Annotated in this window: 20 protein-coding genes; 12 read left to right on the top strand and 8 right to left on the bottom strand. The window is 66.8% G+C overall.

Annotation, left to right across the window (positions count from 1 at the left end):
* Nucleotides 1-85: 85 nt before the first annotated feature.
* Nucleotides 86-991, top strand: coding sequence for a MurR/RpiR family transcriptional regulator (locus NFH66_RS05865; RefSeq protein WP_349609088.1), 906 nt, complete (start codon nucleotides 86-88; stop codon nucleotides 989-991).
* Between the two features lie 25 nt (nucleotides 992-1016).
* On the opposite strand, the gene NFH66_RS05860 is transcribed toward NFH66_RS05865, so the two are convergent.
* Together NFH66_RS05860 and NFH66_RS05855 are read right to left on the bottom strand one after the other, a co-directional pair.
* Nucleotides 1017-1994: an NADPH:quinone reductase gene (locus NFH66_RS05860; protein ID WP_349609086.1), complete on the bottom strand. Its 978-nt coding sequence runs from the start codon at nucleotides 1992-1994 to the stop codon at nucleotides 1017-1019.
* Between the two features lie 81 nt (nucleotides 1995-2075).
* Nucleotides 2076-2654 (bottom strand): hypothetical protein, encoded by a 579-nt coding sequence (locus NFH66_RS05855; protein WP_349609084.1) that lies wholly within the window; start codon nucleotides 2652-2654, stop codon nucleotides 2076-2078.
* A 144-nt stretch (nucleotides 2655-2798) separates the two neighbouring features.
* Here NFH66_RS05855 and NFH66_RS05850 point away from each other — a divergent pair, with 144 nt between their 5' ends.
* A complete protein-coding gene (locus tag NFH66_RS05850; protein ID WP_349609082.1) occupies nucleotides 2799-3548 on the top strand; it encodes a glycerophosphodiester phosphodiesterase family protein in 750 nt (249 codons plus the stop codon).
* Nucleotides 3549-3617: 69 nt separating this feature from the next.
* On the opposite strand, the gene NFH66_RS05845 is transcribed toward NFH66_RS05850, so the two are convergent.
* From NFH66_RS05845 to NFH66_RS05835, 3 genes are all read right to left on the bottom strand, one after another.
* Nucleotides 3618-5018, bottom strand: a complete 1401-nt coding sequence (locus NFH66_RS05845) for a xanthine/uracil/vitamin C permease (protein WP_349609080.1) — start codon at nucleotides 5016-5018, stop codon at nucleotides 3618-3620.
* 282 nt (nucleotides 5019-5300) lie between these two features.
* A complete protein-coding gene (locus NFH66_RS05840) occupies nucleotides 5301-5546 on the bottom strand; it encodes a GlsB/YeaQ/YmgE family stress response membrane protein (protein ID WP_349609078.1) in 246 nt (81 codons plus the stop codon).
* Nucleotides 5547-5597: 51 nt separating this feature from the next.
* Nucleotides 5598-6143 (bottom strand): DUF924 family protein, encoded by a 546-nt coding sequence (locus tag NFH66_RS05835; RefSeq protein WP_349609076.1) that lies wholly within the window; start codon nucleotides 6141-6143, stop codon nucleotides 5598-5600.
* A gap of 87 nt (nucleotides 6144-6230) precedes the next feature.
* Between NFH66_RS05835 and NFH66_RS05830 the strand changes: the two genes are divergently transcribed.
* From NFH66_RS05830 to NFH66_RS05790, 9 genes are all read left to right on the top strand, one after another.
* Nucleotides 6231-6413, top strand: a complete 183-nt coding sequence (locus NFH66_RS05830; RefSeq protein ID WP_161422179.1) for a hypothetical protein — start codon at nucleotides 6231-6233, stop codon at nucleotides 6411-6413.
* A gap of 11 nt (nucleotides 6414-6424) precedes the next feature.
* Nucleotides 6425-7816, top strand: coding sequence for a YcjX family GTP-binding protein (locus NFH66_RS05825; RefSeq protein WP_349609074.1), 1392 nt, complete (start codon nucleotides 6425-6427; stop codon nucleotides 7814-7816).
* Nucleotides 7813-8856, top strand: coding sequence for a TIGR01620 family protein (locus NFH66_RS05820; protein ID WP_349609072.1), 1044 nt, complete (start codon nucleotides 7813-7815; stop codon nucleotides 8854-8856). Before NFH66_RS05825 ends, NFH66_RS05820 begins: the two co-directional genes overlap by 4 nt.
* A gap of 99 nt (nucleotides 8857-8955) precedes the next feature.
* Entirely contained in the window at nucleotides 8956-9396 is a 441-nt protein-coding gene (locus tag NFH66_RS05815; RefSeq protein WP_349609070.1) for a universal stress protein, read from the top strand.
* Nucleotides 9397-9562: 166 nt separating this feature from the next.
* A complete protein-coding gene (locus tag NFH66_RS05810) occupies nucleotides 9563-11503 on the top strand; it encodes an exoribonuclease II (RefSeq protein ID WP_349609068.1) in 1941 nt (646 codons plus the stop codon).
* Between the two features lie 146 nt (nucleotides 11504-11649).
* The gene (gene gpgS / locus NFH66_RS05805) at nucleotides 11650-12768 is read left to right on the top strand and encodes an N-acetylglucosaminyl phosphatidylglycerol synthase (RefSeq protein WP_349609066.1); all 1119 of its coding nucleotides are present in this window, start codon (nucleotides 11650-11652) and stop codon (nucleotides 12766-12768) included.
* On the top strand, nucleotides 12761-13780 hold the full coding sequence (gene gpgF, locus NFH66_RS05800; RefSeq protein WP_349609065.1) for a glucosaminyl phosphatidylglycerol flippase: 1020 nt from the start codon (nucleotides 12761-12763) through the stop codon (nucleotides 13778-13780). The genes gpgS and gpgF overlap by 8 nt, the downstream gene beginning before the upstream one ends.
* A 110-nt stretch (nucleotides 13781-13890) precedes the next feature.
* A complete protein-coding gene (locus NFH66_RS05795; RefSeq protein WP_349609063.1) occupies nucleotides 13891-14124 on the top strand; it encodes an antitoxin MazE family protein in 234 nt (77 codons plus the stop codon).
* Complete coding sequence (locus tag NFH66_RS05790) at nucleotides 14121-14444, top strand: type II toxin-antitoxin system PemK/MazF family toxin (protein ID WP_253026867.1); 324 nt, start codon at nucleotides 14121-14123, stop codon at nucleotides 14442-14444. The genes NFH66_RS05795 and NFH66_RS05790 overlap by 4 nt, the downstream gene beginning before the upstream one ends.
* Nucleotides 14445-14632: 188 nt before the next feature.
* Here the strand turns inward: NFH66_RS05790 and NFH66_RS05785 are convergent, their stop codons facing one another.
* Entirely contained in the window at nucleotides 14633-15034 is a 402-nt protein-coding gene (locus NFH66_RS05785; protein WP_349609060.1) for a hypothetical protein, read from the bottom strand.
* Between the two features lie 12 nt (nucleotides 15035-15046).
* On the opposite strand from NFH66_RS05785, the gene NFH66_RS05780 reads away from it, so the two are divergent.
* A complete protein-coding gene (locus tag NFH66_RS05780) occupies nucleotides 15047-16408 on the top strand; it encodes an IS1380 family transposase (protein ID WP_349609058.1) in 1362 nt (453 codons plus the stop codon).
* 223 nt (nucleotides 16409-16631) lie between these two features.
* Here the strand turns inward: NFH66_RS05780 and NFH66_RS05775 are convergent, their stop codons facing one another.
* Nucleotides 16632-16949, bottom strand: a complete 318-nt coding sequence (locus NFH66_RS05775; RefSeq protein WP_349609056.1) for a hypothetical protein — start codon at nucleotides 16947-16949, stop codon at nucleotides 16632-16634.
* 175 nt (nucleotides 16950-17124) lie between these two features.
* Nucleotides 17125-18486, bottom strand: a complete 1362-nt coding sequence (locus NFH66_RS05770; RefSeq protein WP_349609054.1) for an IS1380 family transposase — start codon at nucleotides 18484-18486, stop codon at nucleotides 17125-17127.
* Nucleotides 18487-18523 lie beyond the last annotated feature (37 nt).

The raw sequence follows: 18523 nt of genomic DNA, 5'->3' as shown, positions 1-18523 counted from the left end.
ATTTGCAAACAGATTCGACCACGCCTGACGCCGGGGGCGACGAAGGCTACAATGCGCGCCTCGATCACTGCCGCCGATGCCCCTCATGAGCTCTCCCACGCCGCCACGACCGGACACCCTCGACGACCTCGAACGCCTGCTCGCCACTCTCGAGCGGGGCGAGGGCGCGTTGCGCTTGGGCAAGCGCTCGCGCCGGGTGCTCGAGGCGATGGTCACAGCACCCCAGCAGGCCGCGGTGTCGTCGATCAGCGAACTGGCGGAGCGCCTGGGCGTCAGCCCCTCGACCCTGTCGCGCTTGGCCCAGCGGCTAGGGTTCGACGGCTTCGCCGGCCTGCAGGCGGTGTTTCGCCGCCATGTCACCGAGGGCAAGAGCTTCTACAGCGATCAGGTGTCGCGCCTGCTGGACAGCGACGGGGACGACGACGCCCTCGCCCGGCTGGGCCGCCTGGGCCGCCAGGAGAGCGCCAATATCGCCGACACGGTGGCAGGCATCGACGGCGAGGCCTTCAGCGCGGCGGCGCGGCTGCTGGTGGAGGCGAAGCGCGTGCGGGTCCATGGCATGCGCCAGTTCGCCTCGCTGGCCTCGTTTCTCGCCTACGGCCTGGGCATGCTGCGTGCCGATGCCGCACCGCTTGACGCCATGCGCCACGGCGTCGCCGACGCGCTGGCCCAGCTCGAGGCGGGGGATGTACTGGTGGTGGTGAGCTGTTTTCCCTACACCCCCAGCGTGCTGGCCACGGCGGAGGTGGCGGCGCGCCAGGGCATCCGCGTCATCGCCCTGACCGACTCCCTTGGCTCACCGCTCGCCCGGGTGGCGCACCACGCCTTCCCGGTCCCCGACCACAGCCTCTTCTTCAGCAACAGTATGTGTGCCTTCATGCTGCTGGCCGAGGGGCTGCTCTGCGAGGCGGCGAATCGGCTGGGCGACGCGGGGCTCGCCGCGCTGCGGCGGCGCGAGCGGCTAATCGACGAGCTCAACGAGTCGCTCTAGGCACCGCCCGCGCTTTAGCCAGGAATCAGGGCAGCAGGATGGTGGAGCCGGTGGTCTGGCGGCCCTGCAGGGCGTCCTGGGCCTTGCCCGCCTCGGCGAGCGGGTAACGCTGGGCGATATCGACCGTCACCTTGCCGCTCTCGAGCATCGCGAACAGCTCGCCAGCCATCGCCTCCAGGCGCTCGCGGGTGTCGGCATAGCCGTTGAGGCTGGGCCGCGTGGTGTAAAGAGAGCCCTTCTGGTTGAGGATTCCCAGGTTGACCCCCTCCACGGCCCCGGAGGCGTTGCCGAAACTGACCATCAGCGAGCGCGGCTTGAGGCAGTCGAGCGAGATCTCCCAGGTGTCCTTGCCCACCGAGTCGTAGACCACGTCGCACATGGCGCCGCCGGTCAGCTCGCGCACCCGCTCGACCACGTTCTCCTTGGTGTAGTCGATGGTGGCCCAGGCGCCGTTCGCCGTGGCCTGCGCCGCCTTCTCCGGGGAGCTGACGGTGCCGATCAGCTTGACACCCAGCGCCCTGGCCCACTGGCAGGCGATGGAGCCCACCCCGCCGGCGGCGGCGTGCCAGAGGATGGTTTCACCGGCCTGGAGGCGGTGGGTCTGGCGCATCAGGTACTGTACCGTCAGCCCCTTGAGCATGCTGGCGGCGGCGGTCTCGAAGTCGATCCCCGCGGGCAGCACCACCACCTTGTCGGCCGGCAGCACGTGCTGCTCGGCATAGGCACCCAGGGGGCCCTGGGCATAGGCGACGCGATCCCCCGGCTTGAGGTGGGTCACCCCCTCGCCCACGGCATCGACCACGCCGGCGCCCTCGGTGCCGAGACCGGAGGGCAGCGACGGCGCCGGATAGAGGCCGGTGCGGAAGTAGATGTCGATAAAGTTGAGGCCAACGGCATAGTTGGCGACCCTGACCTCGCCGGGACCGGGGTCCGCCGGGGCGATGTCGACGAGCTCGAGGACCTCGGAGCCGCCGGTACGGGCAAACTGAATACGCTTGGCCATGAAGGTAGTTCCCTTGTGCTGCCTGCTGGATGGTCCCACCAGTCAAGCGCCAAGGCCTCCCGTGGTCAAGCCGTGCCCCATTCAGAGCGTGGCGGGAAAGGCTTCCAGGCCACGGATGAAACGCGCCTTGTAGTCTTCGAACTGCCGACGGTCCTGCTTGAAGGACTGGATCACCGCCGCCTCGTCGAAGCTCAGCGCCCGCGGCAGGTCCGCCAGGGAGCCGGCTGGGTGCCGGGGACCCAGCCCGATACGCACCCCGGCCTTGCCGTCCAGCCAGCGCGAGATCCCCGCCTCGCGAAAGCGTGCCTCCTGCTCGGCACCCTGGGCATCGACGCGCAGGGGCGCCTTCTGCGCCAGCTCGGCGACCAGCCGCTCGGCCGGCCCCGCCACCTCCTGCTGACCCTGATCCAGGTCGGCCAGCAGCATCACGGTCATGCTGCTGCCGAGCTCGTCGAGTACTAGTAGCGCCAGCGCCACTGGGCGCGAGTGATCATCCACCAGCGCCAGCACCCGGGCCGCTTCCTGCTTGACCAGCACCCCCAGGGTGCCGGCGAAGGTCGCCAAGGGACGCAGTCCCGCCTCATGGCCATAGGCCTCGGCACACAACCGCGCCAGGCAGGCCTCGCGCTGCCCGGGGTTCTTGATATGCACGACTCTCATCTTACTCTCCTCACATCGTTGGACCGCTGCCACCAGGACCGAAAACCGCGCAGCCTACCATATCCAGGCCGGGGTGGAGGCGCTACGCTAGCGGCAGGTTTCTCGCCGCCAGTGGCGGCGTCTCGCTGACCAGGACGACGGCTTATGCCACACCCCGATATTTCTCTCCCCCGCCTGATCGCCCATCGCGGCCTCTCCGCCCATGCCCCCGAGAACACCTTGGCCGCCGTACGCGCCGCCCACGGCGCCGGCTACAGTTGGGTCGAGCTGGATGTCCAGTTGCTCGGCGATGGCACCCCGGTGATCTGGCATGACCCCGGGGTACGGCGCTGCTCCGATGCCCGCGGCAGGCTCGCCGACCTGGACCTGCCCGCGGCGCGCCGGCTCGATGTGGGGGGCTGGTTCTCCGATGCCTTCCGTGGCGAACGCATCGCGAGCCTGGCCGAGATGCTGGCGCTGATCGTCGAGCTGGGGATGGGGCTCAACCTGGAGCTCAAGGTCAACCGCGGGCGCAGTGCCGCGGCCCTGGTCGAGGAGGCGGTGCCCGCCGCCCTCGCGGCCCTGCCGCCGGAGCGATTGATCGTCTCCTCCTTCGACGACCACGCCCTGGCCGACGCCCGCCGCCTGGCGCCCGCTTCGCGGCTGGCGCTGGGCGTGCTGTACGAGGGCGTCGGCCGCGGCTGGCGGGCTCGCTGCGCGGCGGTCGAGGCGTTCAGCGTCCACGCCGACTGGCGTCGCCTGAGCCGCCGCAGTGCCATGGCGGTCAAGGAGGACGGCTACGCCCTGCTCGGCTATACGGCCAACGACCCGGCCGCCTTCGCCCACCTGTGGGCGTGGGGCGTGGATGCGGCGATCAGCGACGACCCGGGCCGCTTCGCCGGGCACCTGCCCTGACCCTGCTCCCATCACGACGCCGGGCCGCCCGAGGGCGGCCCGACAGCTCAGTTCCTTGAGTCAACGGGTTCAGCGCGGCGCGGGCTCCTCGCGCTCCACCGCCATGTCATCCTCCACATGGATCGGCTCCTGCTCCTCGGCCTCGCGGGCACCGCGCAGGCGATGCTCGACCAGGAAGTAGAGCACCAGGCCCACGCCCAGTCCCCAGGCAGCGCCGTGGGTCGCCAACACCACCCCCATGATGCCGGCCACCCCCATGGCGGTAGCGTTCTTGATCTGTTCCACCGCGACGGCGATGCACAGATAACCGGTGATCAGCAGGGTAATGGACAGCGCGATGGGCAGCACCGGGCGGAACAGGGTGATCAGCGGCAGCATGAACAGGGCCAGGAAGCCGACGATCCAGAACACCGAGGTCCCGCCATAGATGGTGTCCATCGCCTTGCGGCCATAACGATAACGCTCCGCCACGGTGGCCATGGCCCCGGTGAACAGCGGCCCGGCCAGGCCCGGGTAGGGGGCCAGCAGCGAGTGCATCAGGTTACGTATGCCGGTGATCAGGTGAACACGATCGACATTGACCTCGATCCGCTCGTCGGGACGCAGGTGATCGACGCGCTTGATCAGGCTCTGGCCGACGATGATGTCACCGAAGGCGATGATATAGGCGATGACCGCGGTGGGCACGGCGGCCAGCAGCAGCTCGACGCCGGGCAGACCAACCGTGAAGGGCAGGTAGGCCCAGATGCCGCTGAAGTCGGGCACCGCCATGCCCCACTCCACCGCCGGCAGCGGGTATTCCGCCACCCCCCAGCCGATGGCCATGGTCACCAGCATGCCGGGGACCATGCCGTAGGAAGCGATGTTACGCGCCCAGCGATACTTCTCGGTCAGGTCACGGAAGGAGAGCGAGAACAGCACGTAGAGGGTCACCAGGCCACCGATGCCCAGCGAGATCGGCGTGTTGTAGAGCCGCCCCCCAGCGCTGATCTCGCCACTGATGGCGGCGATGCCGGCGCCCAGCAGGATGCCCGCCTTGATGGAGTCCGGCACGTTGTTGACCAGCTTCGAGCCGAGTCGGGTGACCGCCATGATCAGGAAGATGGCGGTCACCACCAGCTGCAGCGCGACCATGGCACGAATCGCCTCCGGGCCGGGCGTGAAGTCGCTCAGGAACAACAGCACCACCGGAATCGCCGGGGTGATCCAGCCGGCGATGAAGGGTACGCCGAGTAGCGGCGGCAGCATGAAGCCGACACCACAGACCACCACATAGGCCAGCGCCACCTCGTAGGGCAGCCCCAGGTACTGCTCGAGCAGCGGGATCATGCCCATGGCGATGACGAACATCACCAGCGCCTGGATGGTCTCGGGGATCTCCCAGCGGAAATGGACGAAGGGCAGGCGTAGCTTGAAGGGCCCCAGCGGCCAATAGGGGTGTTCGTCACCATGTTCGCGTTTCAGCAGCACCGACGTATCCTCTTGAGTTCTGGTTATATCTCTTTAGATCCTTGTAACGTTGTTGTTATGGTCAAGAGGCTTTACGTACATGCTGCAGGCGCGAACATTCGACCTTGTGTCAGCACCGACACCGCCGAGGACGAAATCGTTGTCGACAGGAAAACTCAAAACAGCGCCGTTTGTTACGAATAGCGGGGATTTTGACGCAAACGGGCGCCGTTACTGTCAACAATAACGACGCCCATTGGTGAAGGTTGCTTTAACGTAAACTTTAGTCCTGTTCGACCTTCGCTACCCCGTCTTCACCTTGCTGATCACCCACAGGAGAATCACCGCGCCAACCACGGCACTGAACAGCGAGCCCAGGAAACCGCCGGTGCCCATGCCCAGGACCTGTTGGAAGATGAAGCCGCCGATTACCGCGCCGACCACCCCGACGCCAATATTGCCGAGGATGCCGAAGCCCCCTCCTCGCATGATGTGACCGGCGATCCAGCCGGCCAGCCCGCCGATGATCAACCAGGCGATGATTCCCATGGTGCCTCCTGTTGTCGTGGATAGGGTGGAAAGCATGAGGTGGTGAGGATGCTAGAAGGAAGAGCCGGGCTGCGCCAGGAACGCCAGTTCCGCGGGCGTGGAAACCCGGCCGAGGATGGCGTTGCGGTGCGGATAGCGCCCGAAGCGCAGGATGATATCCCGATGGCCATGCTCGAAACGCAGGCTCTCCTCGAGCCCCGGTTGAGCGAACAGCCGCAGGGCCTCCTCATGGATCGCCGCCGACTCGCTGTGCATGAAAGGCATATACAGGAAGGCACGCCTCGCCGGCGGCAGCGACGCATCGGCGCCGCGGGCCACCGCCTCCTGGGCCAGTACCAGCGCCAGCGGATCGCCGGCAAAGGCGGCAGGCGTGCCGCGATGGATATTGCGTGCAAACTGGTCGAGCACGATCACCTCGCCGAGACGGCCCGCCGAGGTTTCTCGCCAGCGCCACAGCTCACCACGCCAGGCCGCCGCCAAACAGGCGCCGAAGCGTCTGGTGATCTCGGCATCCAGGCGTGGATCCTGACGGAACCACTGGGCCGGCTTGAGTTCATCGAACCAGAACCTCAGCACCTCATCGGGGGTCGTCGTCATATGCCATCCTTGATCGCTGCGCTGCCGCCGGCGCAACTCTCCTGATACCATCCTTGGCGTGACACCACAAGCGAGGAGCGTCAGCGCATGAACCCCGACCCTCTCTGGTCGATGATCACCTATCTGTTCAATATCCTCGGCATGCTGATCTGCCTGGGTGGACTGAGCCTGGCCCACTACAGCCGCCACCTGTGGCCGGGACGGATAATCGCCGGCGCGGGCTTCCTGCTGGCCGCCTCACCGACCCTCTACGGCCTCGTTGCCGGCTGACGGAGCCCCATATGCGCCAGCCCTTCACCCGTGAGCTTCAGGATCTGCTGGAGCGCGGCCGCGACCGCCAGCTACGGTTGGCGGTCACCGGCCTCTCCCGCGCCGGCAAGACCGCCTTTCTCACCTCCCTGGTCAACCAGCTGCGACATGCCGGACTGGAGGCGCGGCTCGACCTGCTGCCCGCCGCCCGGGAGGGTCGCCTGCTGGGAGCCCGGCGCGTCAATCAGCAGGACCTGGGGGTGCCCCGCTTTCCCTACGACCAGGCCATGGCGGCACTGACGGCGACGCCGCCGCGATGGCCCGAGCCCACCCGCGGTATCAGCGAGCTGCGCCTGACGATCCGCTACCGTCCGGCACGGCGTGGCCTGCTTGGCGGCGACTCGCGACAGCTGACCCTGGACCTCTTCGACTACCCCGGCGAATGGCTTCTCGACCTGCCGCTGCTGGGGCTCGACTATCCTGGCTGGTGCGCGCGCCAGCGCGCCCTGGAGGGCCGCCAGCGAGCCTCCCACTTCGCCGCCTGGCAAACGGCCGTGGCGGGACTCGAGCCCGCCGCCGAGGCCGACGAGGCGCAGCTGGCCGAGATCAGTGAGCACTTCGCCGCCGGACTACGCAGGGCTCGGGAGGCGGGCTTCGCCGACCTGCAACCCGGACGCTTCCTGCTGCCGGGGGATCTCACCGGCGCGCCGGTACTGCAGTTCTTCCCGCTCCCCGGCATCGCCGCGGCGGACCCCGGGGCGCTGGCCAGCCTACCCGAGTCGAGCAACTATGCCACCCTGGCGCGACGCTTCCGCTACTACCAGCAGCATATCGTGCGCCCCTTCTACCGCGACCACTTCCGGCGCTTCGACCGTCAGATCGTGCTGGTCGACCTGCTGGGTGCGCTCAATGCGGGTCCCGAACGCTTCCAGGACCTCTCGCGTGCGCTCGCCAACCTGATGCAGAGCTTCGATTACGGCCAGCGCAGCCTGCTCTCACGACTGTTCGCTCCCCGCATCGACCGGCTGGCCATCGCCGCCACCAAGGCCGACCATGTGACCCCGGAACAGCACCCCCACCTGGTGGCACTGCTCGAGGCGCTGCTCGCCGAGCCGCTGAAGGATCTGCGCTATGCCGATGTCCCGGTGCGCGCCCTGTCGCTGGCGGCGATCCGCGCCAGCGAATCACGCGAGGTCGAGAGCCAGGGGCGGCGCACCCCGGCACTGCGCGGCACCGGCCTCGATGGCGAGCCACTGCTGATGTATCCCGGCGAGGTGCCGGAACGGCTCCCCGACGACGCCTTCTGGGCCCGCCAGGGCTTCGACTTCCCGGCCTTCCGCCCACTGCCCCTGGAGCGTGGCGCGCTGCCCCATATCCGCATGGATGTTGCCCTCGACTGGCTGATCGGAGACAAGCTGACGTGAGCTCGCCCCGCGACCCCCGCCCCGGCCGACACTTCCCCACCGAGGAGTCGGCCCCGCCCCCCACGGCAACCGACCCGCGCCCACGCCAGGCCTTCGCCCACGACCTGCCGAGCCAGGCACTCACGCCACGCGAGGCGTCGTCCGAGCCCGCGCTTGCGGCCAGCCTGGGCCGGCCACGGCGGCGGCGCTGGGGGCTGCTCATGCTGCTCGGCGGCAGCCTGGGATTGGGCGCCGTGGAGGCCGGCACCACCCTCTACGCCGCCGGTCTGGGCGGCGACTGGCTGGCCGGCGCCTGGAGCCTGCTGCTGCTGCTCGCCCTGGCCCTCGGCGGCGGCGCCCTCGGCCGCGAGCTGTGGCGCCTGCGCCGACTGCGCCGCCATGATCGGCTCCGCGAGCGCCTGGGCGAGCTCTCCGCGGCCTCCCGCCGCGAGGCCGATGCCACCGCCGAGGCCCTGCGTCACGCCCTGGACCTGGATACCGACCACCCCCACTGGCAGGCCTTCCTGGCCGCGCGACAGCCCCATCACGGCGGGGCCGAGCTCTACCCCCTGCTCGACCACCACCTGCTGGCCCCCAGGGATCGCCAGGCACGCCGCCTGGTGTCGCGGATGTCCGGCGAGACCGCGGTCATGGTGGCGGTCAGCCCGCTTACCCTCGTCGACATGGCCCTGGTGGCCTGGCGCAGCCTGGCCATGGTCGACCGCCTGTGCCGGCTCTACGGCCTGGAGCTGGGTTATGCGGCACGACTGCGCCTGCTGCGCGAGGTGCTGCGCCAGATGGCCTTCGCCGGTGCCACCGAGATGGCCGGCGACGCCGGCATGGAGATGCTGTCGATGAACCTCGCCGGGCGCCTCTCCACGCGAGCCGCCCAGGGCCTGGGCATCGGCCTGACCAGCGCCCGCCTCGGGCTGCGCACCCAGCGCCTGACCCGCCCGCTGCCCTTCCACGAGGACCAGGCCCCGCGCCTGTCGGACCTGCGCCGGGAACTGTGGCAGCAGTTGCGTCGGCTCGAGGCGGACGGCGAACACCAGCAGCCATGATGCAGATCAAGGTTGCGCCCGCCGGGCAGTATCGGAGATGACCCCGGCAGGGAAAGCAGCTAGGCTCGAGATAGCCCTCAACCGATAAGGAGTTGCACCGTGTATACCTCCATCCTGGTTCCCGTCGATGGCTCCAAGCATGCCCAGCAGGCGCTCGCCGTGGCCTGCCGGCTGGCGCAGCAGAAAGAGACCAGGCTGATCCTGCTGCACATTCCCGAAAGGCTCGCCCACGATACGCTGCTGGTGTGGGGCATCGGCGCCGTCGCACTCGAGGCCTCCAACGAGGAGCTCGAGGCGGCCGGTCGCAAGATCGTTGCGCGCGCCGAGCAGGCCGCCCGCGACGCCGGCGTCTCCCACGTCGAGACGATGATCACCCAGGGCGACCCAGCCCGCGCCATCCTCAGCGAGTCACGCAAGCGAGGCGTCGACGCCATCGTCATGGGCAGCCGCGGCCTCAGTGACCTCAAGGGCTTCGTGGTCGGCAGCGTCTCCCACAAGGTGGCACACGCCGCCGAGTGCTCGGTGATCACGGTGAGCTGAGCCCGCAAGACGCTCGGATGACGGCGCCAGCAGGCGCCGTTCTGCGTTACTGGCAGCTGCGTTTTGCTCCAAGCCACTGATTCATGGTGTGCCCTCGCGCCACGTTTGGCGCGGCGCGCGGGAATCCGTATAGTGGCCAGCCTACCCCCGCCACACGTTCGTGATCATGCTCCAGAACAACGCCCTGCTTGCCCAACTCAAGCAACAGATTCGCTCCACCACCCCTCGTGTCGAGGGCGTGATCAAGGCCACCGAGAAGGGCTTCGGCTTCCTCGAGACCGACGAGGGCGACTCCTACTTCGTGCCGCCCCCCGCTATGAAGCAGGTGCTGCACGGCGACCGCGTCGCGGCGGTGCTTCACGAGGAGGGCGAGAAGAAGAGCGTCGAGCCCGACACCCTGATCGAACAGGGGCTCGAGCGCTTCATCGCCAGGGTGCAGAAGCGCGAGGGCCGCCTGGCCGTGGTGCCCGACCACCCCTCCATCAAGAACGTCCTCAAGGCACGCATCAAGCGCAGCCTCGATGAGAGCACCATCGGCGATGCCGACTGGGTGGTGGCACGCCTGGTCCGCCACCCCCTCAAGGCCGACGATCGTGGCTTCTTCACCCAGATCGACGAACTGGTGGCCAAGGCCGACGACCCGGCCGTGCCGTGGCGCGTGACCCTCGCCCGTCACGCCCTGGAACAGGAGTGCCCGGACGCCGGAGACGACTGGCCGCTGCGTGACGAGGGCCTCGAGCGGGTGGACCTGACCGCCGAACCGTTCTTCACCATCGACAGCGAGAAGACCCGCGACATGGACGATGCGCTGCGCATCGTGCCGCGCGCCACGGGCGGCTGGGACCTCAGCGTGGCCATCGCCGACCCCACCGCCTACGTCGAGGAGGGGCATGCCGCCGACCTCGAGGCACGCACCCGCGCCTTCACCGTCTATCTGCCGGGCCAGAACGTCACCATGCTGCCCGAGCAGCTGGCCGACGACCTCTGCTCGCTGTGGGAGGGCAAGGAGCGCCCCGTGCTGGCCTGCACGCTCACCGTCAACGCCGATGGCAGCCTGGGCGACTACCGCTTCTTCGCCGCCACCGCGATGTCGCATGCCCGCCTGGCCTACGACCGGGTATCCGACTGGCTCGAGGGCCAGGGCGACTGGGCACCGGAGGCCGCCATCGGCGAGCAGCTCCAGGCGCTGCGCGACCTCACCGAGGCCCGTGCCACCTGGCGCGCCAAGCACGCCCTGGTGTTCAAGGACCGTCCCGACTTCGTCTTCGACCTGGACGCGGCCGGCAACGTGCTGAATATCCGCACCGAGGAGCGGCGCATCGCCAATCGCATGATCGAGGAGTCGATGATCGCCGCCAACGCCTGCTGCGCCGACCTGCTGGCACAGCACGTGGGCCACGGCATCTTCAACGTGCACCGCGCCTTCGAGGACGACAAGGCCGAGGCCGCCCAGGAGTTCCTGGCCAGCCAGGCGATCGCGGTGGAGCGCGAGGCGCTTACCGAGCTCTCCCGCTACAAGGAGCTCAAGCGCGAGCTCGAGGGACGCGACGATGCCTGGCTCGACGCCCGGCTGCGCCGCTTCCAGGGCTTCACCAGCATGTCGGCCAAGCCCGGCCCGCACTTCGGCCTGGGGCTGCCCGCCTACGCCACCTGGACCTCGCCGATCCGCAAGTATGGCGACATGGTCAACCATCGCCTGATCAAGCGGGTACTCAAGGGAGAGCAAGCGCCGGCCGAGGCGAGCCTCGAGCTCACCGAGCAGCTCACCGAGCGTCGCCGCCTCAACCGGATGGCCGAACGCGACGTCAAGGACTGGCTCTATGTGCGTTACCTGAGCCCCGCGGCCGAGGCCCAGGAGACCTTCGACGCCGAGGTCATCCAGATCAACCGCGGCGGCATGCGCGTGCGCCTGACCGCCAACGGCGCCACCGCCTTCGTGCCGGCGCCGATGATGCACAGCGAGCGCAACAAGGTCGCCATCGACGACAAGGAGGGGCGCATCCAGGTGGAGAGCGAGGAACGCTACAAGCTGGGCGACCATCTGCGCGTGGCGCTGGTCGAGGCCCGCGAGGAGACCCGCTCCCTGGTGGCCCGCCCGGCCGACTGAGCCGCGCATCCCGGCCATGACCAATGACCGACATCACGGCGGCCCTCGGGCCGCCGTGGTGCGTTATGGCCGCCCACTACGCGGCTGTCTTCGAAATGTCGCAAAGTGGCCCTAGCCTGACGCTAACCCCACCGTCAGGAGGCCATGTGCACCTCGTCGATGTCACCATGTTCCACGCCCCCGCCAGCGGCGGCGTTCGCACCTACCTACAGGCCAAGCATCGCCTCCTGGCCCGCCACTCCGAGCTGCGCACCAGCCTGCTGGTCCCCGGTGCGGAGCGCGGCTCGCTGGGTGGGGTGCATACCCTTCCCGCGCCGCGCATCCCGCTGGGCCAGGGCTATCGGTTTCCGCTACGCCGCGCGCCCTGGCGCGAGGCCCTGATCGGCATGGCGCCGGACCTCATCGAGGCCGGCGACCCCTACGTGACAGCCTGGGCCGCACTGGAAGCCGGCCAGGCGCTGGGGGTCCCCAGCGTGGGCTTCTTCCACTCCGACCTGCCGCGGTTGATGGGCGACCGCATGGGGCGCGGCGTGCGGTTGCGCCTGCAGCGCTACGTGGGCGAGCTCTATGGTCAGTTCGATAGCGTGCTGGCGCCCTGCACCGCCATGGCCGAGCGCCTGGCCGACTGGGGCGTGTCCAATCTGCGGGTTCAGCCCCTGGGGGTCGATCTGGAGACCTTCCACCCACGCCATCGCGATCCGGCACTGCGCCGCCGCCTGGGGCTCGGCGACCACCAGCGGCTGCTGGTCTTCGCCGGGCGCCACTCCCCAGAGAAGCACGTCGACGTGCTGCTCGCCACCCTGGGGCGACTGGGGGCGGACTACCACCTGCTGCTGATGGGCCCGGGCATGCCCGTCCGGGTTCCCGCCAACGTCAGCGTGGTGCCACGCTACTGCCCGCCCGACGAGGTCGCCAGCGCCCTGGCCAGTGCCGACGCCATGCTCCACGCCGGCACCCGCGAAACCTTCGGCCTGGTGGCCCAGGAGGCCATGGCCAGCGGGCTACCCGTCGTGGCAGCTCGGGCCGGCGCCCTCAAGGAGTATGTACCGCTGGGTGCCGGCATCCTGTGCCGCCCCCGCGACCCTGACGACATGGCACGGGCCACCCGCGAGCTGTTCCTCAACGACCCGCAGGCCATGGGCCGCCACGCCCGCCGTCACGTCGAACGCCACTTCGACTGGGAGCGGGTCATCGGCGACCTGCTGGGACACTATCGACGGTTGCGCCATGGCAGCCAGGACCAGGTGCACTCCCAAAGTGGCTGATCCACGCCGTCAGTTGCCGCGCTGGCGACCATGGCATGGCCTGCTGGTCGTACTGGCGCTCCTCGCCCCGCTGCCGATCACCGCCTGGATGGGCGGGCTGGATGCCCTGGCGGAGGCCCGGCGCTTCCCGCCGGGCATTCTGGTCCTGATGCTGCTGGTCGCCTTCGTGTGCTGGAACCTCAATGCCGCCCGGTTACGCCTGATGCTGGACGGTCGTGCGGGGCGACTCGGCCAGCGTGGAGCGCTGGGCATCGAACTTGCCTCCAAGTTCGCCCTGTGCGCCACCCCGGCAGGTAGCGGCGGCCCGGCCACCCTGCTGGTGCTGCTGGCCCGGCGCGGCCTGCCGGCCCCGCGGGGGGCCGCGGTCTTCCTCCTCGACCAGGGCTGTGACCTGCTGTTCTTCCTGTGCATGCTGTCGAGCGTGGTGGCCTACTCCCTGCTGGTCGAGACAGCCTGGCCCCACCAGGCGCTGATCCGGATGGCGCTGGTCGCGCTGGCCCTGGTGGTGATTGGCGCCACCCTGGCGCTGGGTTGGCTGCCACGCCTGCTGCGCTACCCCGCGACGCCGCTAGCACGCTGGCCAAGCGGCTATCGTCGACGCTGGCTGGCCCGACGCCTGCTCAGGTGCCGGCAAGCGCTAGGTGCCACCCTGGCGCTGCCCTTCACCACGCTGCTGGCGGTGCTGGTGCTCACCACGGCACACTGGCTGCTGCGCTACAGCCTGCTCTACCTGGCGGTGATCGGCGTCGGCGGCGATATCGAGTGGCTGTGGACCTTCCTGACCCAGATGCTGGCCATGGCGGCGAGCCAGTTCAGCTTCCTGCCCGGCGGTGCGGGAGCGGCCGAGCTGGGCGTCGGCGGGCTGCTGCTGCCGGTGGTCGGGCGAGAACAGGCCGCTGCCGCGGTGCTGGTATGGCGCCTGGTCTGCTACCATCTCTATCTGGTCGCCGGGGCGCCGATGTTCCTGCTGCTGGCCTGTCGACGACGCCTTTCGCTTTCACCCTGTCGGTAACTGCGATAGCCATGGGCTTGAACCGCCTACGGCGCATTCTCCGGACAAGCGTGTTGCATGTAACAAAGGATTGCTCTACTCTGTTGCATGAAACAAGGGGGGAATTCGCCATGGTAGCTACCAATGACGTGAACAACCGGGTGAAGAGGCACCGTGACGCCTTGCGAGCGGCCGGGCTGCGCCCGATCCAGATCTGGGTGCCGGATACCCGCCAACCCGGCTTCGCTGAAGAGGCCCGCCGCCAGTGCGCTGCCGTCGCGGCCGCCGACGCCGGGGATCAGGAACTGCAGGACTTCATGGATGCCGCTCTCCTGGACCTGGACGACGACGAGTATGACGCATGAGGCGTGGCGACCTGGTGACCATTGCCCTGTCGGGTGACTTCGGGAAGCCGCGTCCCGCCCTCATCATCCAGTCAGATCAGTTTGCCGGCACCGGCAGTGTGACGGTGCTGTTGCTCTCCAGCACCCGGGTCGATGCCCCACTGATCCGCCTCGATGTGGAGCCCACCACCGAGAATGGCCTGCAGCGACGCTCCCAGATCATGGTGGACAAGCCCATGACGGTGAAGCGAGAGAGGGTGGGAGAGGCCTTCGGCCACCTCGATGACAGCACCATGGTCGCCGTCAACAGAGCGCTGGCCGTCTTCCTGGGCTTCGCGTGAGCGTGGCTCACATCGGTGCCCCATGCCTTCCTGAGACCTACCCAACGCTCAGCCAAGACCCCTCGCAGCGGGGGGGGGGGGGAGAAGGCCCGTTTTTTGTGCACGCCAAGGTTTACGTGGCTTCTTTACAGAAAACCGCCTCTCCAGGGCTTCCTGGAGGGGCGGCCGGCGCGTGTAAAGAAAACGACCTATTTATTTACAACTTTGTAAACCGAAACATCTTTACTGTCTTCGTATATACTGCGGACAAAATAATTACCGCAATCATAACCCTCTCCTAGGTACTCTTCACCACCCAAAAAGCTGTGCATGCTTTTAAGCCGTGGCCCTGCCACAACATGTGATATTGAAAGTTCATCTTTATTCAAATTAACTGGCATTTTGGGAGCATAGTTATAGACCCTCTCACTAACACTATAATCCACAACATCACAAATAGATGAAACACCATGAAGCGGAAACATAATCCACCCTGAATCAGCATAAAATGCTCTCGAGGGGTGAATAGAACCTGAATCCGTGAGACCGGCCCCCAGGAATGCTTCTAACCTACTGAACTGCATGGCAATATAGCGAATATCGCCATTCACCCAGACAGTGCCATGCCCAACGTCAAGTTCCGCGCCAGTCGCCGCACCCTCACCAGCCACGCCGGGCTGTCCATCATCGGGCAATGCTTCGAGATCGCTGGCGTCGACAGCATCGACAGCCGCTTCCCCACCACGCTGGGCATGCGCACCAGTGACGTGATCAAGAGCTACCTGGGCCTGCTGTGTCTGGGCATGAGCGACTATGACGCTGTCGAGAACTTCCGCCGCGACAAGCCCTTCCAACAACTGCTGACCCTGCAGAAGGTGCCGAGCGCGGCGACGCTGCGACAGCGGCTGGAGAAACTTGCCGCCAACGACCTGCAGGCGCGCACCGCCACCTGGTCCACGACCCTGCTGTCACTGATCGAAGCACCGATCACCGCCGAGACGACGCACGTCTGCCTGGACATCGACACCTTCGTCATGGACAACAGCAACTCGAAGAAGGAAGGCGTCTCGCGGACCTACCAGAAGGTCGATGGCTACACCCCGATCGCCGCCTATCTGGGCAACGAAGGGTGGTGCCTGGGTCTGGAACTGCGGCCTGGCAAGCAGCACACCATGAAGGAGAGCAACGCCTTCCTGGAGCGGGTACTGCCTCGCGCCCAAAGCCTGACCAAGCAACCGATCCTGTTACGCGAGGACAGCGGCTTCGACAGCCAGGCGCACCTGGCGCTTCTCGAACAGCAGCGCCAGGTCTTTGCCGACGAGGGGCGCCGGCTCGACTATGTCGTCAAATGGAACCCGCGCGGCTCGGCCACGGCCGATCAGGATACCTGGTTGGCTGTGGCGGCGGACTACTGGGAAGAGCTGCGTCCTGGCAAGCGCCAGGCGCTGTGGACGCAGACCGTCTCGATCCACGACGACAACAAGACCGAATACGTCGTCCAACGCGTGATGCGCCTGGTCGAGCGCACCGCCGATCGCGATGGCCAGTTGCTGCTCGAACCGGACTATGAGTTGGAAGGCTGGTGGACCAGCCTGGACGAGGCGCCGGAGGCGGTGATCAAGCGCTATCAGGCGCATGCCACTCACGAGCAATTCCACAGCGAGATCAAGACGGATCTCGACCTGGAGCGGCTGCCGTCGGGCAAGTTCGCCACCAACGATCTGATCCTGCATCTCGCCCAGCTGGCCTACAACATCCTGCGGCTGATGGGGCAGCTGGGCATGACCGGCGAGCTGAGCCCGGTGCGCCATCCCGCCAAGCGGCGGCGGATCCGCACCGTGCTACAAGAGCTGGTGCATCGTGCGGCGCTCGTGATTCACAAGGCGCGGCAGATCATCCTCGACTTCGGGCAGGACATCGGACGCATGACGGTGTTGAACACCTTGCGAAGCCGCCTGCGCTATCCCCGAGGCACGCCATGCTGATCGTCTGTCGGACAAAGGCACCACGCAGAGGGCTGACGGTCACCGGCAGCCAGCATCACCGTACCCGGCGGGTAGCAATGCATGAGCAAACGGGTCATCGTCGCCGGCCGATGCCGCTATGGTTGGCCATGGCAGATATGCATTCGGCGGTTGAGACGGAATCGGAGGTCAAAAAATGCTCGCTGACGGCGATAGGGAAAGTGTCGACGCCGGCATCACGGATTCAGGTAGAAGACACTATTTCAACATCATCAATTTTCAAAACCTCTGAAACTTCTTTGAGGCTAGCAAGCTGCCCACCTCTTTCATCTTGGAAGTTTAAATATTCAGATGCCTTATGGTATGAAGCAAAAGCATTTGCCGATGACGCAACTAGGATGACATACACTCCATACCTAAAATTCTTCATAATAAAAACACCAACTAAAACTGTAAAAATCATTATCACCGGCAGAAGCGCATCATGGAAAACAAATGCCAGACTACATCCTGAATCCGTGATGCCGGCGTCGACACTTTCCCTATCGCCGTCAGCGAGCATTTTTTGACCTCCGATTCCGTCTCAACCGCCGAATGCATATCTGCCATGGCCAACCATAGCGGCATCGGCCGGCGACGATGACCCGTTTGCTCATGCATTGCTACCCGCCGGGTACGGTGATGCTGGCTGCCGGTGACCGTCAGCCCTCTGCGTGGTGCCTTTGTCCGACAGACGATCAGCATGGCGTGCCTCGGGGATAGCGCAGGCGGCTTCGCAAGGTGTTCAACACCGTCATGCGTCCGATGTCCTGCCCGAAGTCGAGGATGATCTGCCGCGCCTTGTGAATCACGAGCGCCGCACGATGCACCAGCTCTTGTAGCACGGTGCGGATCCGCCGCCGCTTGGCGGGATGGCGCACCGGGCTCAGCTCGCCGGTCATGCCCAGCTGCCCCATCAGCCGCAGGATGTTGTAGGCCAGCTGGGCGAGATGCAGGATCAGATCGTTGGTGGCGAACTTGCCCGACGGCAGCCGCTCCAGGTCGAGATCCGTCTTGATCTCGCTGTGGAATTGCTCGTGAGTGGCATGCGCCTGATAGCGCTTGATCACCGCCTCCGGCGCCTCGTCCAGGCTGGTCCACCAGCCTTCCAACTCATAGTCCGGTTCGAGCAGCAACTGGCCATCGCGATCGGCGGTGCGCTCGACCAGGCGCATCACGCGTTGGACGACGTATTCGGTCTTGTTGTCGTCGTGGATCGAGACGGTCTGCGTCCACAGCGCCTGGCGCTTGCCAGGACGCAGCTCTTCCCAGTAGTCCGCCGCCACAGCCAACCAGGTATCCTGATCGGCCGTGGCCGAGCCGCGCGGGTTCCATTTGACGACATAGTCGAGCCGGCGCCCCTCGTCGGCAAAGACCTGGCGCTGCTGTTCGAGAAGCGCCAGGTGCGCCTGGCTGTCGAAGCCGCTGTCCTCGCGTAACAGGATCGGTTGCTCGGTCAGGCCTTGGGCGCGAGGCAGTACCCGCTCCAGGAAGGCGTTGCTCTCCTTCATGGTGTGCTGCTTGCCAGGACGCAGTTCCAGACCCAGGCACCACCCTTCGTTGCCCAGATAGGCGGCGATCGGGGTGTAGCCATCGACCTTCTGGTAAGTCCGCGAGACGCCTTCCTTCTTCGAGTTGCTGTTGTCCATGACGAAGGTGTCGATGTCCAGGCAGACGTGCGTCGTCTCGGCGGTGATCGGTGCCTCGACCAGTGACAGCAGGGTCGTGGACCAGGTGGCGGTGCGCGCCTGCAGGTCGTTAGCGGCAAGTTTCTCCAGCCGCTGTCGCAGCGTCGCCGTGCTCGGCACCTTTTGCAGGGTCAGCAGCTGTTGGAAGGGCTTGTCGCGGCGGAAGTTTTCGATGGCGTCATAGTCGCTCATGCCCAGACACAGCAGGCCCAGGTAGCTTTTGACCACATCGCTGGTGCGCATGCCCAGCGTGGTGGGGAAGCGCCCGTCGATGCTATCGACGCCAGCGATCTCGAAGCACTGCCCGATGATGGACAGCCCGGCGTGGCTGGTGAGGGTGCGGCGACTGGCACGGAACTTGACGTTGGGCATGGCACTATCTGGGTGAATGGCGATATTCGCTATATTG

This window comes from Halomonas sp. H10-9-1 (assembly GCF_040147005.1).
Lineage (GTDB): Bacteria > Pseudomonadota > Gammaproteobacteria > Pseudomonadales > Halomonadaceae > Halomonas.
The sequence above is the reverse complement of the archived record's forward strand: the minus strand, read 5'-3'. Positions and strand labels throughout refer to the sequence as shown.